Genomic DNA, 16,072 nt, shown 5'->3' with positions numbered 1-16,072 from the left:
ATGCTGAAGCGGGGGGATCGCCTGCTGGTCGCCACGCACAACCGTGGCAAGCTGGAAGAGATCGCCGATCTTCTGGGCCCCTTCGACGTGACCGTCACCGGCGCGGGCGAGCTTGGCCTGCCCGAGCCCGAGGAGACGGAAACCACCTTCATCGGCAACGCCCGCCTGAAGGCCCACGCTGCCGCGAAAGCCTCTGGCCTCGTCACGCTGGCCGATGACTCGGGGTTGGCGGTCGACGCCCTTAACGGCGCGCCGAGTGTATTTACAGCCGACTGGGCCACCACCGCCATGGGCCGCGACTTCGCCGTCGGCATGGAACGGGTCTGGCGCGAACTGGAGGCGATCCACGCCCCCGAACCCCGCCGAGCACAATTCTGCTGCACCCTCGTCCTTGCGACCCCGGACGGGCAAGACCTTGTCTTCGAAGGCAAATCCCCCGGCTACCTCGTCTGGCCCGGTCGCGGTGAGCAAGGCCACGGCTTCGACCCGATCTTCATGCCCGACGGCTACAGCCAGACTTTCGGCGAGATGGACCGTTGGGAGAAGAACCGCCTCTCCCACCGCGCAGACGCCTTCCGCAAGCTCGTCGCCGCCCTGTTCCCGTAGATGGACGACTGGCGCCACGCGGGCTTCGGCCTGTATATACACTGGCCCTTCTGCCAGTCGAAATGCCCCTACTGCGACTTCAACAGCCATGTCGCCGCCCGTATCGACCAATCCCGCTGGCTGACCGCCTTCCAGGCCGAGATCGACCGCATCGGCGCCCTGACCCGGGGCCGCATCCTGAACTCCGTCTTCTTCGGCGGCGGCACGCCTTCGCTGATGGAGGCCGCCACCGTCCAGGGCATCCTCGACCGCATCCGCGCCACCTGGACCCTCGCGAACGATGTCGAGATCACCCTGGAGGCCAACCCCGGCTCGGTCGAGGCCGCCCGTTTCGACGGCTACGCCAAGGCGGGCGTCAACCGGGTTTCCCTTGGGATTCAATCGCTTGATCCGGACGACCTTCGCCGCCTCGGTCGGATGCACTCGGTCGACGAAGCGAAAGCCGCCATCGCCATCGCCCAGTCCACCTTCCAGCGCGTCTCCATCGACCTGATCTACGCCCGCCAGAACCAGACCCTCGCCGCCTGGCGCGACGAACTCCTCCGCGCGCTCGACTTCGGCACCTCGCATCTCTCGCTCTACCAACTCACCATCGAGGACGGCACCGTCTTCGGCCAGATGCACGCCAGGAACCTCCTGCGCGGCCTGCCCGAGGAAGACCTGTCAGCCGACCTGTTCGAGTTGACGCAAGAGATCACCGGCGCGGCCGGCCTTCCTGCCTACGAAGTATCGAATCACGCCCGCCCCGGCGACGAATCGCGGCACAACCTGATTTACTGGCGCATGGGCGACTATGCCGGGATCGGCCCCGGCGCGCATGGCCGACTCACCCTCGATTCGGCCCGATTCGCGACCGAAGCCGAACGGATGCCCGTCCCGTGGCTCGACCGCACGCTCACCGCTCCCGGCTCCGCCGAACACCGCGACCGCCTTTCGCCCGAGGACCGCGCCAGCGAATATCTGATGTTCGCCCTGCGCCTGCGCGAAGGCGCCTCGCTCGACCGCTACGCCGCGCTCGCGGGCCAACCGCTTCCGCAGATCACGCTGGACGAAGTCATCGAGCTCGGCCTCGTGACCCGCGACGGCGACCGCATGCGCACAACCGAAACCGGCGTCATGATGCTGAACGGAATCCTTCGCGCGCTCCTCGCCGACCGCCGCAGCGCCTAATCTCGCGCTACGCGATCTGGTATGGCGGAAAGAAGCTGACACAGGATGTCGAGGTCTTCCAGGCTATCGTAGCGGATCGAGATCTGCCCGCCCTCCGCGCCCGGCGCGTGGTCGATCTTCACCTGCATCCGCAGATTGGCCGACAGGTCGGCTTCCAGCGCCCGCGTATCAGCATCCTTTTCGGAGGTCTTCGCCACCGGCTTCGACGCAGGTTTTGCAGATTCCTGCGCCTTCATCAGCTTTTCGGTTTCCCGGACCGACAGCCCCTTTGCCACGATCTGCGCCGCCAGTTCCGAGGCTTTCGGGCTGCCGATCAGCGCCCGCGCGTGACCGGCCGACAGCGACCCGCCCCGCACCATGTCCTGCACTTCGGTCGGCAGCGACAGAAGGCGCATCAGATTCGCGACATGGCTGCGGCTCTTGCTCAGCGCCTCGGCCAGCTTCTCCTGCGTGTGACCGAATCGGGTCATCAGCTGCCGGAAGCCCAGCGCTTCCTCGATGGCGTTCAGGTCGGCCCGCTGGATGTTTTCGATGATCGCAACCTCCAGCACCTCGGTGTCGGTAAAGTCCCGCACAACAACGGGAACTTCGTGCAGTTGCGCCAGCTGCGCCGCGCGCCAGCGCCGCTCCCCGGCGACGATCTCATAGATGTCCCGCCCCGGTTTCCGCCGCACGATCAGCGGCTGGATCACGCCCTTCTGCCGGATCGAATCGGCCAGGCTTTCCAGCTCGTCCTGCTTGAAATCCAGCCGCGGCTGCTGCGGATTCGGCTCCAGCTTGTCGACCGGCAAGTGCTGCTCGGCTTTGCGGGGGGAGGCCATCTGTTCCGGCCCCGCCAGGTGAACATCCGCCATCAGGGCTGAAAGCCCTCGCCCAAGGCCGCGCTTCTCGTTCTTGCTGTTCATGCTCAGGCCTCTGAAACTTCGGGTGTTTTGTGCCGGGCGTCGATTTCCTTCGCCAAGGCGCGGTAGGCCTCGGCACCCTTCGAGCCGGGGTCGTAGGTCAGCACCGGCAGGGCATAGGACGGTGCCTCGCTGATTCGCACGTTGCGGGGAATCGTCGTCTTCATCACCAGGTCGCCCATGTTTGCCCGCGCATCAGCTTCGACTTGGGCCGTCAACCTGTTGCGGCGGTCATGCATGGTCAACACAACCCCTTCGATACGCAAGTCCGGGTTGGCCGACCGGCGCACATCGCGAATCGTCAGCATCAGCTGCGACAGCCCTTCCAACGCGAAGAATTCGCATTGCAGCGGCACGAGAACCGACGTGCAGGCAACAAGCGCGTTCACAGTGAGCAGGCTGAGAGCGGGCGGGCAGTCGATCAGGATGTAGTCGAAGCCATAGGCATCCATCTCCGGGCGGCGCAAGGCGTCGTGAAGCAAGTAGCTGCGCTTCTCATTCGACACGATGTCCAGGTCGGCAGAGGACAGATCGGCGTTGGCCGGGATGATCATGACCTCCGGAATACCGGTTTCGATCACAACATCCTGTAGGCCTGCCCCATCGACAATCAAATCATAGCTGGTCCGCTTCCGCGCATCCGGCCTGATGCCAAGACCTGTAGAAGAATTGCCTTGCGGGTCGATGTCGACAAGCAGAACGCGCTTGCCCAGCTCGGCCAGGCCCGCAGCCAGGTTGATTGCAGTCGTCGTCTTCCCGACGCCGCCTTTCTGGTTGGCCAGAGCAAGGATATACGGACAGTCAGTCATGGCGGTGGATATTCCTGATCACAAGGATTGCAGCATCGGCATCCGAAAGGCTTTGCTGCGCATCGACGTCAAAAGCCCAGGTTTTCTGAGCCTCAGCAAGTTCTTCGGCATAGCGCGCACCTTTTGGGAAGACAGCGACGCCTCCGGCAGCGAGATGGCGGTCAGCATAGGCCAGAAGATCCGCAAGCGGTGCAAGCGCCCGCGCCGAGATCACTTCGGCATTCAGCGGATCGAGCACTTCAATGCGGCTGCTGCGCACTGTCACGGGCAACGCAAGAGTTTGCGCCGCTTGCCGCAGGAAAGTCGCTTTGCGCAAGTCCGATTCGACAAGCGTAACGCGCAAGTCGGGTTTCAGCTGCTTGGCAAGAATAGCAATAACGACACCGGGAAAGCCACCGCCCGACCCCAAATCCGCCCAGCTTGTCGCGCTGAAGGGGCAGAGAGCGAAAATCTGCGCGGAATCAACAATATGCCGATCCCACAAGTCCGGCAGCGTTGCTTTGCTGACAAGGTTGATTGCAGGCGTCCATCGGCGGACAAGATCTTCGTACTGCTGAAGCGCTGCGAGTGTTTCACGTGAAACATCCAGACCAGCAACAGAGACTTCAGTTGCGCTCGTCATCCTGCAAGCTGCTCCGCTTGCGGCTTCCGCAAATGCGCGAGAATCAGCAGCAGCGCAGCTGGAGTAACGCCCTCGATTCGCGACGCTTGCAGAATCGTGTCCGGCTTTGCACGCGTCAGCTTCTGCTTCAACTCGTTCGACAACCCGGAAATGCCCATGTAGTCAAAATACGCTGGAATGCGCTGGGTTTCCTGCCGGCGCAGATCAGCAACTTCCTTCGCTTGCCGGTCCGAATACTGGTCGTAAGTCGAATCGATCTGGAGTTGGCTCATCACATCCCGGCTCAAGCTCTGGTAGGCCGGAAAAGCAGCCACTACCACATCCAGATCCACGCCGGGAAGCGAAAGCGCTTCATAGGCTGTGCGCTTCCCACCATCCCGGCTGACAGCAATGCCCGCGTCATTCAGCGCTTTCGGTCCGATCAGCACGCCGCTCAACACCGTGCGCCCGGCTTCCAGCGCTTCGAGTTTCGCTTCAAACGCTGCTCGCCGAGATTCGGATACGAAGCCCGCTTCCAGCCCGACGGGAGTCAGCCGCCGGTCGGCATTGTCCGCGCGCACAGTCAGCCGGAACTCGGCGCGCGACGTGAACATGCGGTAGGGCTCCGTCACGCCGCGCGACGTGAGGTCGTCGATCATCACCCCGATGTAGCTGTCCGTCCGGCTGAACTCCACCGGCGGTCGGCCGCTAGATGCCGCGGCTGCGTTCAGGCCAGCTACAATCCCTTGCGCTCCGGCCTCCTCATAGCCCGTCGTGCCATTGATCTGGCCGGCGAAATACAGCCCTGGCACCGCGCGGGTTTCCAGCGTCCGGCGCAGGCCGCGCGGGTCGAAATAATCGTATTCGATAGCATAGCCCGGTTGCAGGATCGTGGTCCGCTCCAGCCCCGGAATCGTGCGGATGTAGGCGTGCTGAACCTCCTCGGGCAGAGACGTCGACAGCCCGTTCGGATAGACCGTATGATCGTCCAGCCCCTCCGGCTCCAGGAACACCTGGTGCGAGGCCTTGTCGGCGAAGCGAACGACCTTGTCCTCGATCGACGGGCAATAGCGCGGGCCGACACCCTCGATATGCCCCCCATACATTGCGGAGCGGCCAAGGTTGTCCCGCACGATCTGGTGAGTCGCCTCCGACGTATGGGTGATCCCGCAGGAAATCTGCCGCGCTTCCGGCGCCCGGTTCAGGAAAGAGAACACCGCCGGATGCTCGTCCCCCGGCTGGCTTTCCAGCCGCGTCCAGTCGATTGTCCGACCGTCCAGCCGCGGTGGCGTCCCCGTCTTCAGCCGCCCCACGGGCAGCGCAAGCTCGGCCAGTTGCGCCGCCAGCAAGCGTGAGGGCGAATCGCCCATCCGCCCGCCCGACATCCGCCGGTCGCCGATATGGATGACGCCGTTCAGGAAGGTCCCGGCCGTCAGCACGACACGGCCCGAAGCAAGTTCCACGCCCGAGGCCAGCACGACCCCGGCCACCACGCCCCCGACCATCCGCAGCCCAGCGACTTCGCCCTCGATCACCTCCAGCCCTGGCGTCGCCAGCAACTCGGCCCGCATCGCCTCGCGATACAGACGCCGGTCAATCTGCGCCCGCGGCCCCTGCACAGCCGGGCCTTTCCGCCGGTTCAGCAAGCGGAACTGGATTCCCGCGCGGTCGGCCATCCGGCCCATAAGGCCGTCCAGCGCGTCGATCTCGCGCACGAGATGGCCCTTGCCCAGGCCCCCGATCGCCGGATTGCAGGACATCGCCCCCAGAGTTTCCACCCGCAGCGTCACCAGCGCGACAGACACACCCATCCGGGCCGCAGCAGCAGCAGCTTCAGCGCCCGCATGGCCGCCGCCGATCACGATGACATCGTAGTGTTTCACGTGGAACACCCTTCACTTGCCGATGCAGAAGCTGGCGAAAATCTCGCCGAGCAAGTCGTCCACATCCACGCGGCCGACAAGCGCATCCAGCGCTCGCACAGCCTGCCGCAAATGCTCCGCCGCCAGCTCGACGCGCGAGTCATCCCTTACCACTTCCGCCCGTGACTCGGCCAGAGAGCGAATTGCCGATGTAACAGCCACGCGATGCCGCTCACGTACCAAAGCGCCGGCAGAGCCCACCCGTTCCCCCAGGATTTTGCCGATCCGGGCCATCAATTCGGGCACGCCGGCCCCGGTCTTGCCCGAGACCGCCAAGCGGGAACCCCCTGATCTTGTGTCTGCCTTGCCCAAAACCACAAGATCATCGCCGGTGGGCTCCAGACTCGAAACCGCTGGCCCCTCCGTCAGGAACAGGCGCAAATCCGCCGCCTCGGCGCGGGCCAATGCGCGGTCGATCCCCGCCTGTTCCAGCCGGTCCTCGGTGTCCCGCAATCCCGCCGTGTCCAGGAACGTCACCGGCAGCCCGGCGATCTCCATCCGGACCTCGATCACATCCCGCGTCGTCCCCGCAATCTCGCTGGTGATCGCCGCCTCGCGGCCCGCCAGCTGGTTCAACAGCGTCGACTTCCCGGCATTCGGCGCCCCGACGATGGCCACCTCGAACCCGTCGCGGATGCGCTCCGCCGCAGCCACGCCCGCCGCCTCGCGTCCGAGGTCGGCCATCAGCCCGTCGATCAAGGCCAGAACCTCGGGAGAGACGTCCACAGGCACGTCTTCATCGGCAAAGTCGATGGTGGCTTCCAGAAGCGCCCCCGCCCGGATCAGATCGCGCCGCCAGCCCTCGACCTTCTGGCCCACCGAGCCCGAGAGAACGCGCACCGCCTGCCGCCGCTGCGCCTCGGTCTCGGCGTCGATCAGGTCCGCCAGCCCCTCGACCTGCGCCAGGTCCAGGACGCCGTTCTCAAGCGCACGGCGGGTGAACTCTCCCGGTTCGGCCAGCCGCAAGCCCGGCTGCTCCGCCAATGCCCGCAGCACAGCCCCGACGACCGCCGGGCCACCATGGCAGTGCAGCTCCACAACTGCCTCTCCGGTGAAACTCGCGCCCTCCGCGAAGGACACTACCAGCGCCTCGTCCAGAAGCTCCCCGCCCCAGGTCAGCCGCCGCAGCCCCGCCACCCGCGCCGCAGGCACGGACCCACAAAGCGCAAGACCGGCCGCAAATGCCACCGGTCCCGAGATCCGCACCACGGCGAGGCCCGACCGACCCCGCGCCGTGGCGAGGGCATAGATCGTATCCATCGCCGCCCGCTACCTTCAGGTGTTCATCGATTCGAAGAAATCGGCGTTCGACTTGGTCTGCTTCAGCTTGCCGATCAGGAACTCGATCGCATCCGTCGTGCCCATCGGGTTCAGGATGCGGCGCAGGACATAGGTCTTCTGCAGGTCCATCTTGTCGACCAGCAGGTCCTCTTTCCGGGTGCCGGACTTGAGAATGTCCATCGCCGGGAAGACACGCTTGTCGGCAACCTTGCGATCGAGCACGATTTCCGAGTTACCCGTGCCCTTGAATTCTTCGAAGATCACCTCGTCCATCCGGCTGCCGGTGTCGATCAGGGCGGTAGCGATGATGGTCAGCGACCCGCCTTCCTCAATGTTCCGGGCGGCCCCGAAGAAACGTTTCGGTCGCTGCAGTGCATTCGCATCCACACCGCCGGTCAGCACCTTGCCCGAGGACGGCACCACGGTGTTGAAGGCCCGGCCCAGGCGGGTGATCGAGTCCAGAAGGATCACCACGTCGCGCTTGTGTTCCACCAGGCGCTTGGCCTTCTCGATCACCATTTCCGCCACCGCAACGTGCCGCGTCGCCGGTTCGTCGAAGGTCGAGGACACGACCTCCCCCTTCACCGACCGCTGCATGTCGGTCACTTCCTCGGGCCGTTCGTCGATGAGAAGGACGATCAGATAGCACTCCGGATGGTTGGTCGCGATGGAATGCGCGATGTTCTGCAAGAGCACCGTCTTGCCGGTGCGCGGCGGGGCAACGATCAGCCCGCGCTGGCCCTTGCCGATGGGCGAGACCAGGTCGATGATCCGGGCCGAGCGGTCCTTGATCGTCGGGTCCTCGACTTCCATCTTCAGCCGCTCGTCGGGATAAAGCGGCGTGAGGTTGTCGAAATGGACCTTGTGCTTGGCCTTCTCGGGATCGTCGAAGTTGATCCGCGTGGCCTTCACCAGGCTGAAGTAACGTTCGTTCTCAGAGGGGGCCTTGATCACCCCCTCGATGGAATCCCCGGTCCGCAGGGAAAACTGCCGGATCATCTCGGGCGAGACGTAGATGTCATCCGGGCCGGGCAGATAGTTGGCCTCGGGCGAGCGCAGGAAGCCGAACCCGTCCTGCAAGACCTCCAGCACGCCGTCGCCGCCGATCTCCCAGCCTTCCTCGGCATGTTCCTTCAGGATCGAGAACATCATCTCGCCCTTGCGCATGGAAGGCGCGTTCTCGATCTCCCACTCCTCGGCCATGGCCAGAAGATCGGCCGGGGTCTTGGCCTTGAGTTGTGCGAGGTTCAAGCGTTCGACAGTCATGGAATACCTTTGGACGGACCCGCCCCGTCAGGGCGATCACAGCAAGTTTGGAACGGGAGATGCGGTGGGCCGGACGGCCCTGCAAAGCCGCACCTAATGACGGTCACGGCAAAAGTCAATCAGTAGCGCAGGATCACCGAGAAGACGATGATCAGCATCAGCACGGTCGGCACCTCGTTCATGATCCGGTAGGTCCGCCCGCTGCGGGTGTTGGTGCCCCGGACAAAGTCCTTGCGCCGGGCCGACAGCCAGCCATGGAACCAGCCCATCGCCAGCACCGCCCCCGCCTTCACCCAGGGCCAGGCGAAGGACCAGTCCACCACTCCCGGCGTGAAGACCAGCGCCAGCCCGAAGACGAAGGTCGCGATCATCGCGGGGTTGATGATCCCCCGCAGCAGGCGCCGCTCCATGGTCTGGAACATCGCATCTGTCTTCGAACCCGGCTCCACCTGCTCGACGTGATAGACGTAAAGCCGCGGCAGGTAGAACATCCCGGCCATCCAGGAGATCACCGACACCACATGCAGAGCTTTCGTCACCGGATACCAGTCGGCCAGGAAATCCGTGATCATCTCCAGCATGTCCCTCTCCCCGGCTGCGCCTCTCTTCTATAAGACAAGAAAAGAAGAAGGAATGTGGATGATGTAGGGCCTGTGCAGAACGGGATTTCCGCCGCCGCCCCCAGAACGTTCCACAAGGACGGGGCTGGGGACAAATCCGGGAAGAGATCGGACGCCTTCTCGTTGCTCCAGTTTTCTGCAATAACATCAACGGTGTGGCAGAAACCATGCGCCGCACATCATCCACAGGTTGCGCCATCCCGACCCTGGGCACAGCACCTTCTCCCGTCCCGCGTGACAATCCCCTGCACAGCGGGATATCTCTGGCCGGACGATGGCGGGACGTTCGACCTACCCACAGGATTGCCCGATCAGCGCGAAAGCCCCCATCCGGGGCCCAGGAACAAACCGAGGATATTCACAGCCTTGCCCCCGACCCTGATCCTCGCCTCCGCCTCGCCCACCCGGCTCCAGATGCTCCGCGCCGCCGGCCTGGACCCCACCGCCGTCGCGCCCCGCGTCGATGAGGGCACGATCCGCGATGCCCTCACCGCCGAAGGTGCCCATCCCCGCGACATCGCCGATGCGCTGGCCGAGATGAAGGCCCGCAAGGTCGCCGAGAAGCACCCCGAAGCAACGGTCCTCGGCTGCGACCAGGTCCTCGCGCTCGACCGGGAAACCTTCGCCAAGCCCGAAACCCCCGAGGACGCCCGCCAACAGCTCCGCCACCTGCGCGGCAAGACCCACAAGCTCCTTTCCGCCCTCGTCGTCTATGAAAATGCCGAACCGGTCTGGCGCCACATTGGCGAAGCCCGCCTCACCATGCACGCCCTCACCGACGCCTACCTGGACGATTACGTCGCAAGAAATTGGGAGTCGATCCGCCACTCCGTCGGCTGCTACAAGGTCGAGGAAGAAGGCGTCCGGCTGTTTTCCGCCATCACCGGCGACCATTTCACCATTCTCGGCCTGCCGCTTCTGCCGCTGTTGGCATGGCTCGGCAACCGGGGCATGATCGCCCGATGACCGACCATCCCCGCATCCCGCTTGCCGCCGTCCTCGGCCATCCCGTCGCCCACAGCCGCAGCCCCGTGCTGCACAACTACTGGCTCAAGCGCTACGGCATCAAGGGCCACTACGTCCCGATCGACATCGCGCCCGTCGACCTGCCCGAGCTGATCACCACGCTGCCTCGCCTCGGCTTCGTTGGCTGCAACGTCACCATCCCGCACAAGGAGGCCATCCTCCAGATCGCCGATGTCGTCACCGACCGCGCCGCGCTGATCGGGGCCGCCAACACCCTGATCTTCCGCAAGGACGGCAAGATCCATGCCGACAACACCGATGGCTCCGGCTTCATCGCCAACCTGCGCCAGAACGCCCCGCACTGGGACCCAGCTTCCGGCCCCGCCGTCGTGCTGGGGGCAGGCGGGGCCGCCCGCGCCGTCGTCGCCGCGCTGATCGAAGTCGGGGTCCCGGAAATCCGTATCGCCAACCGCACCCGTCCCCGTGCCGACGCCCTGCGTTCCGACTTCGGCGCAAAGATTCACGTTCATGAATGGGTTCAGGCCGGGAACCTGCTGGAAGATGCCATGACCGTGATCAACACAACTTCGCTCGGCATGACCGGCAAGGCCGAATTCCGCGTGCCGCTCGACAAGCTCAATCCGCACGCACTCTGCAACGATCTCGTCTACACGCCGCTGAAAACACAGTTCCTGATCGAGGCCGAGGCGCAGGGCGCCACCATCGTTGACGGGCTCGGCATGCTCCTGCACCAAGCCGCCCCCGGCTTTGAACGCTGGTTCGGCACCCGGCCCGAGGTCGACGAAGCCACCCGCAAGGCCGTGCTCGCGGCATGAGCTTCATCCTCGGTCTCACCGGTTCCATCGGCATGGGCAAATCCACAACGGCGCAGATGTTCGCCGACGAGGGCCTGCCCGTCTGGGACGCCGACGCCACCGTCCACCGCCTGTACCAGCCTGGCCAGGCTGCCGCGCGCGCCATTGCAGCACTTTTCCCGGAAGCCATTGACGAAAGCGGCAACGTCAACCGCGCCAGCCTCCGCGCTCTGATTCAGACCGATGCCAGTGTGCTCGACCGGCTGAACGCCGCCGTCCACCCGCTCGTCGCCGCCGACCGCGCCCAATTCCTCGCGTCCAATGACGCCGCCGAGATCGTTCTTCTCGACGTTCCCCTCCTCTATGAGACCGGCCTCGATGCCGCCTGCGATGCCGTGACCGTGGTCTCCGCCCCGTCCGAGGTCCAGCGCACCCGCGTCCTCTCCCGCGGCGCGATGACCGAGGCCGAATTCCAGACCATTCTCGCCCGCCAGATGCCCGACGCCGAAAAACGCAAGCGCGCCGATTACATCATTCCCACGACCAGCCTTGAAGCCGCCCGTCAGGCGGTGAAAGATGTGCTGGCCGACATTCGCCGCCGGATTGCCGAACATGCGTGAGATCGTCCTCGACACCGAGACCACCGGGCTTGAGCCGTCCGAAGGCCACCGTATCGTCGAGATCGGCGGGCTGGAACTTTACAACCACCTGCCCACCGGCCGCACCTACCACCAGTATATCAACCCCGAACGCGGTATGCCGCTGGGGGCGTTTCAGGTTCACGGTATCGGCCACGATATCCTGGAAACCCCTGGCCAACCCGTTCCCGGCGGTGTGACCCTCCGGGACAAGCCGGTTTTCGCCCGGATCGGACAGGCTTTCCTCGACTTCGTCGGTGACGCGCAACTGGTGATTCACAACGCCAGTTTCGACATGAAATTCCTGAACTTCGAGCTGGAACGCGCAGGCCTGCCCGGCCTCCCCTTCAACCGCGCGACCGACACGCTGATGATGGCGCGGACGAAATTCCCCGGCTCCCCGGCGACGCTGGATGCGCTCTGCCGCCGCTTCGGCGTCGACAACTCGATGCGCGAAAAGCACGGCGCGCTGCTCGACAGCGAAATCCTGGCCGAGGTCTATCTGGAACTGATCGGCGGTCGCCAGCCCGACCTCGTCCTCGGCAGCGCGGACCCTGCCCGCAGCGCCTCGGGCGAAGCCCTCACCTGGCGCCCCCGCTCGCGCCCTGAACCCCTGCCGCCCCGCATCACCGAAGCGGAACAGGCCGCCCACGCCGAGATGCTCGCCAAACTGGGCGACGCCGCGATCTGGAGGCAGAGCGCGTAGTCTACCGCGTGATGTGATCGCCCCTCGCTTCCCTCCCCCGTGGGGAGGGAGAGGGTGGGGCCCCGACGCGGAAAACCCGCGAAAGGCCGGATCAGTTCACCTTCTCGGTCGGTGCTGCCTGTTGAGCCTGGGCCTGCGCCCGACGCGCCAGCTCCTGCCGGTACAGCGCCATGAAATCCACCGTATCCACGTTCAAGGGCGGGAAGCCCCCGTCCCGCGTCACGTCCGAGATGATCCGCCGCACGAAGGGGAACATCAGCCGCGGGCATTCGATCAGCAGGAACGGGTGCAGCTGGTCGTCCGACACGCCCTCGATGTGGAAGGTCCCGCCATACTCCAGCTCCAGCAGGAACAGCACATCGGCGTTGACCTTGTTCTTCGACGTGACCTTGAACTTGGTGATCACCTCGTACTGGTTCGCGACCGGGCGCTTGCGGGCGTCCAGGCTGACCGCGACCTGGATGTCGGGCTGCACCTCGCCCGCGCTCAGGCCCTTCTGCACCACCATGTTCTCGAAGGACATGTCGCGCACATACTGGGCCAGCACCTGCATCTTCACTTGGCTCGGAGCGGTGGTCGCGCCGTTCCCTGCCGGGGTTTCGTCTGCCATTTCCGGGTCTCCTGAAAGGATTTGCCGCCTTCTATCAGGTCGGGCGACTGCCCTCAATGCTGCGGTTTGCCGGAACGGGAATGGCCGACCCGAAGGCCGGCCATTTCTTAAAATTCGATGAACGAAAAAAGACAAGCCTCTGATTTTGCTTAGTAAGCAGAAAGTGTCCACCGTGGACACCCCTGCGCGAAAATCAGAGAACCTCGCTCATCTTCACCACCCGCCCCTCGGCAACCGACTTCAGCGCGGCTTCCGCCAAGGCGAGCGCCAGCAGCCCATCCTCCCCCGAAGGGCTGGCCTTGACCTTGCCCCCCATCGCGTCGATGAAGGCCGCGATTTCGGCCGCATAGGCCTCGGTATAACGGGTCATGAAGAAGTCATGCAGCGGCGGCCGGGTGTACCCCGCCCCGGTTGCGACCTCGATGGAAACCGGCCGCTGGTTCTCCGCCGACACCACCCCCTTCGCCCCGTGCACCTCGATCCGCTGGTCGTAGCCATAGGTCGCCCGCCGCGAGTTGGAAATGATCGCCATCTTCCCCGAAGCCGTCTTCAGCATCACCTGAACGGAATCGCTGTCCCCCGCCTTGCCAATGGCCGGATCGACCAGAACCGCCGCCATCGCCGAAACCTCGGAGACCTCCTCGCCCAGCAGGAACCGAGCCATGTCGAAATCATGGATCGTCATGTCCCGGAAGATCCCGCCCGACCGCGCGATATAATCCAGCGGAGGCGCGCCGGGGTCGCGGCTGGTGATCGTCACCATCTCGACCGTCCCCACGGTCCCCTTGTCGATCTCGCCCCGGACGGCGGCGAAATGCGGGTCGAAGCGGCGGTTGAAGCCGACCATCAGCGTGCCTTTCTGGGCGCGGACGGCGTCCAGGCATTGCTTTACCCGCGCCAGCGACAGGTCGATCGGCTTTTCGCAGAACACGGCTTTCCCGGCCTTCACGAACTGCTCGATCAGGTCGGCATGGGTGTCGGTCGGCGTGCAGATCACCACCGCGTCGATGTCTTTCGCCGCCGCAATGGCGTCGATGGAGCGGACCTCGCAGCCATACTGATCCGCGATAGCCTGCGCCGCCGGGGCCATCGCATCCGACACCGCCGCCAGCTTCGCGGCCGGATTGCCCGTCACCGCCTTCGCATGAACCTTCCCGATGCGCCCCGCACCCAGAAGCCCGAACCTGATCGTCATCTCTGTCTCCTTGCTCCGGGCTGGCCCCGGCGATTGAACTTCAGGCATAGGCGGCGTCGGTGCCGCCCTTCACCCCGGTGATGTAGCTCACGATGTCATTGCCGTCGGTTTCTTCCTTCCGCAAGGAGGCGACGATGCGCCCACGGCGGAAAACCACGATCCGGTCCACCAGGTCGAACACCTGCCGCAGGTTGTGGCTGATCAGGATCATCGGGATGCCGCGGTCCTTGAGCCCCCGGATGATGTTCTCGACCTGCGCCGTCTCCTGCACCCCCAGCGCCGCCGTGGGCTCGTCCATGATGACGAGCTTCGACGCGAAGGCCGCCGTCCGCGCGATGGAGACGCACTGCCGCTGCCCGCCGCTCATGTTCCGGATCGGGTTGTCGACGTTGGGGATCTTCACCGCCGTGGTCTTCAAGGCCTCCATCGTCCGGTCCCGCATCGTCTTGCGGTCGAGCCAGGAAAACGGCCCCAGCTTGAACTTGAACAGCTCGCGCCCGAGGAAGAGGTTCGAGGGCACATCCAGATCGTCGGCCAGCGCCAGCGTCTGGAACACGGTCTCGATCCCGGCCTGCCGCGCCTCCAGCGGGCCGGAGAAATGCACCGGCTGGCCGTCGAAGATGACCTCGCCGCCAGACCTTTGCTCCACCGCAGTCACCTGGCGCACGAAGGTGGACTTGCCGGCCCCGTTGTCGCCCACCACGGCGACATGCTCACCCTCGTGCAGGATGAAGTTCGCGTCTTCCAGCGCATGCACGCCGCCGTAGTGCTTGGTCAGGCCACGGGTTTCCAGAATGATCTTCGACATGGCCCTACCCCCGCGCCCGCTTGCGTTGCCGCCACTGGTCCAGCACCACGGCGCCGACGATGATCGCGCCCTTGACCATCTCCTGATAGTAGGCGTCCAGCTTGATCGAGGTGAAGCCGGAGATGATCACCGAAAAGATCGCCGCGCCGAGCACTGTCCCCAGGATCGACCCGCGGCCCCCGGCCAGCGACACGCCGCCGATCACCGCCATCGCGATGGCGTCCAGTTCATACATCACCCCCATGCCCGCCTGCGCGGTCAGGTTCTTCGAGGTCAGCAGCACCGCCGCAACCGCCGCCAGCACCCCGGCGATGGCATAGACCAGTACCTTGTGACGGTCGACATTGATCCCCGACATCCGCGCCGCCGCCTCGTTGGACCCGATGGCATAGCTGCGCTTGCCGTACAGCGTATAGGTCATGATGACGTGGAACAGCACCGCCAGCAGGACGAAGACCACGGCGGGGTTCTGGCCGGGCCAGTGCAGCAGGCCGAAGGTCAGGTTGCCCAGCAGGTCGCCATTCGCCAGCTTGCCGTAGCTTTCGGTCGGAAAGCTGATCGGCTGCCCGTTCGACCACCAGCGCGCCGCGCCCCGGGCCGAGACCATCATCCCCAGCGTGGCGATGAAGGGAGGAATCTTGGTGTAGGCGACCAGAAGCCCGTTGATCAGCCCGGCCAGCAACCCGCAGGCCAGCCCGACGACGATTGGCACGATCACCGGCAGATCCATCGCCCAGTCGCCGAAGATCGCCTTCGGGTTCGGGTTGCCGTTGACCAGTGCGGTCTGGGCGAAGCTCATCACGATCATCGCTGTCGCGCCGACGACCGAGCCCGAGGACAGGTCGATCCCGCCGATGATGATGACCTGCGTCACCCCCAGCGCAATGATCCCGATGATCGCGACCTGCAGGATCATGATGTCCAGCCGCTGCTGGTTGAAGATCGCATCGACATTGTCGCGCATGTTGAACAGGAACGACGTGCCGTTCACCCGGTTCAACACCTCGAAGATCACGACGATCAGCACCAGCGCGCCGAACACGTTCCACTCCGGCGCGCGGTTGCGCTTTGCCGGGTCGTATTTCAGGCCGCCAAGGCCATGGGTCGCTTCAGCCACGTCGCTTCCTCCTCCCCCAAAGATGCGATTTCGGAAAACT

The 16,072-nt window shown here is 64.9% G+C and carries 17 protein-coding genes; 6 read left to right on the top strand and 11 right to left on the bottom strand.

The window, feature by feature from the left end:
- A complete protein-coding gene (rdgB, locus tag JNJ68_RS03940) occupies nucleotides 1-606 on the top strand; it encodes an RdgB/HAM1 family non-canonical purine NTP pyrophosphatase (protein ID WP_294979222.1) in 606 nt (201 codons plus the stop codon).
- Nucleotides 607-1,776, top strand: a complete 1,170-nt coding sequence (gene hemW / locus JNJ68_RS03935) for a radical SAM family heme chaperone HemW (RefSeq protein ID WP_294979218.1) — start codon at nucleotides 607-609, stop codon at nucleotides 1,774-1,776.
- Here the strand turns inward: hemW and JNJ68_RS03930 are convergent.
- The 7 genes from JNJ68_RS03930 to JNJ68_RS03900 all read right to left on the bottom strand — a co-directional run bounded on the left by JNJ68_RS03930 (nucleotide 1,773) and on the right by JNJ68_RS03900 (nucleotide 9,138).
- Nucleotides 1,773-2,681, bottom strand: a complete 909-nt coding sequence (locus tag JNJ68_RS03930) for a ParB/RepB/Spo0J family partition protein (protein ID WP_294979215.1) — start codon at nucleotides 2,679-2,681, stop codon at nucleotides 1,773-1,775. The two genes, hemW and JNJ68_RS03930, sit on opposite strands and share 4 nt — an antisense overlap.
- A gap of 2 nt (nucleotides 2,682-2,683) precedes the next feature.
- Nucleotides 2,684-3,487, bottom strand: coding sequence for a ParA family protein (locus JNJ68_RS03925; RefSeq protein WP_294979211.1), 804 nt, complete (start codon nucleotides 3,485-3,487; stop codon nucleotides 2,684-2,686).
- A complete protein-coding gene (rsmG, locus tag JNJ68_RS03920; protein WP_294979209.1) occupies nucleotides 3,480-4,109 on the bottom strand; it encodes a 16S rRNA (guanine(527)-N(7))-methyltransferase RsmG in 630 nt (209 codons plus the stop codon). The genes JNJ68_RS03925 and rsmG overlap by 8 nt, the downstream gene beginning before the upstream one ends.
- On the bottom strand, nucleotides 4,106-5,971 hold the full coding sequence (mnmG, locus tag JNJ68_RS03915) for a tRNA uridine-5-carboxymethylaminomethyl(34) synthesis enzyme MnmG (RefSeq protein ID WP_294979206.1): 1,866 nt from the start codon (nucleotides 5,969-5,971) through the stop codon (nucleotides 4,106-4,108). The genes rsmG and mnmG overlap by 4 nt, the downstream gene beginning before the upstream one ends.
- A gap of 12 nt (nucleotides 5,972-5,983) precedes the next feature.
- Nucleotides 5,984-7,270 (bottom strand): tRNA uridine-5-carboxymethylaminomethyl(34) synthesis GTPase MnmE, encoded by a 1,287-nt coding sequence (gene mnmE / locus JNJ68_RS03910; protein WP_294979203.1) that lies wholly within the window; start codon nucleotides 7,268-7,270, stop codon nucleotides 5,984-5,986.
- Nucleotides 7,271-7,285: 15 nt separating this feature from the next.
- Nucleotides 7,286-8,557 carry a transcription termination factor Rho gene (gene rho, locus JNJ68_RS03905; RefSeq protein ID WP_294979200.1) on the bottom strand — a complete coding sequence of 424 codons (1,272 nt, stop codon included), beginning with the start codon at nucleotides 8,555-8,557 and terminating at the stop codon, nucleotides 7,286-7,288.
- A gap of 119 nt (nucleotides 8,558-8,676) precedes the next feature.
- The gene (locus tag JNJ68_RS03900) at nucleotides 8,677-9,138 is read right to left on the bottom strand and encodes a CopD family protein (RefSeq protein ID WP_294979198.1); all 462 of its coding nucleotides are present in this window, start codon (nucleotides 9,136-9,138) and stop codon (nucleotides 8,677-8,679) included.
- Nucleotides 9,139-9,543: 405 nt separating this feature from the next.
- Between JNJ68_RS03900 and JNJ68_RS03895 the strand changes: the two genes are divergently transcribed.
- From JNJ68_RS03895 to dnaQ, 4 genes are read left to right on the top strand one after another with little or no spacing between them, the layout of a single operon-like run.
- Nucleotides 9,544-10,143 (top strand): nucleoside triphosphate pyrophosphatase, encoded by a 600-nt coding sequence (locus JNJ68_RS03895; RefSeq protein ID WP_294979196.1) that lies wholly within the window; start codon nucleotides 9,544-9,546, stop codon nucleotides 10,141-10,143.
- Entirely contained in the window at nucleotides 10,140-10,979 is an 840-nt protein-coding gene (locus JNJ68_RS03890) for a shikimate dehydrogenase (protein ID WP_294979193.1), read from the top strand. The genes JNJ68_RS03895 and JNJ68_RS03890 overlap by 4 nt, the downstream gene beginning before the upstream one ends.
- A complete protein-coding gene (gene coaE / locus JNJ68_RS03885) occupies nucleotides 10,976-11,578 on the top strand; it encodes a dephospho-CoA kinase (protein ID WP_294979190.1) in 603 nt (200 codons plus the stop codon). Before JNJ68_RS03890 ends, coaE begins: the two co-directional genes overlap by 4 nt.
- Nucleotides 11,571-12,302 carry a DNA polymerase III subunit epsilon gene (dnaQ, locus tag JNJ68_RS03880; RefSeq protein ID WP_294979187.1) on the top strand — a complete coding sequence of 244 codons (732 nt, stop codon included), beginning with the start codon at nucleotides 11,571-11,573 and terminating at the stop codon, nucleotides 12,300-12,302. The genes coaE and dnaQ overlap by 8 nt, the downstream gene beginning before the upstream one ends.
- Nucleotides 12,303-12,393: 91 nt before the next feature.
- Here the strand turns inward: dnaQ and secB are convergent, their stop codons facing one another.
- The 4 genes from secB to JNJ68_RS03860 all read right to left on the bottom strand — a co-directional run bounded on the left by secB (nucleotide 12,394) and on the right by JNJ68_RS03860 (nucleotide 16,032).
- Complete coding sequence (secB, locus tag JNJ68_RS03875; protein WP_294979185.1) at nucleotides 12,394-12,912, bottom strand: protein-export chaperone SecB; 519 nt, start codon at nucleotides 12,910-12,912, stop codon at nucleotides 12,394-12,396.
- A 193-nt stretch (nucleotides 12,913-13,105) separates the two neighbouring features.
- The gene (iolG, locus tag JNJ68_RS03870; protein WP_294979182.1) at nucleotides 13,106-14,107 is read right to left on the bottom strand and encodes an inositol 2-dehydrogenase; all 1,002 of its coding nucleotides are present in this window, start codon (nucleotides 14,105-14,107) and stop codon (nucleotides 13,106-13,108) included.
- A 40-nt stretch (nucleotides 14,108-14,147) separates the two neighbouring features.
- The gene (locus JNJ68_RS03865) at nucleotides 14,148-14,915 is read right to left on the bottom strand and encodes an ATP-binding cassette domain-containing protein (protein WP_294979179.1); all 768 of its coding nucleotides are present in this window, start codon (nucleotides 14,913-14,915) and stop codon (nucleotides 14,148-14,150) included.
- 4 nt (nucleotides 14,916-14,919) lie between these two features.
- Nucleotides 14,920-16,032, bottom strand: a complete 1,113-nt coding sequence (locus JNJ68_RS03860; protein ID WP_294979176.1) for an ABC transporter permease — start codon at nucleotides 16,030-16,032, stop codon at nucleotides 14,920-14,922.
- Nucleotides 16,033-16,072: the final 40 nt, after the last annotated feature.

It is taken from the genome of Tabrizicola sp. (assembly GCF_016793705.1).
Lineage (GTDB): Bacteria > Pseudomonadota > Alphaproteobacteria > Rhodobacterales > Rhodobacteraceae > Tabrizicola.
This window is presented reverse-complemented; position numbering and strand designations above follow the sequence as displayed.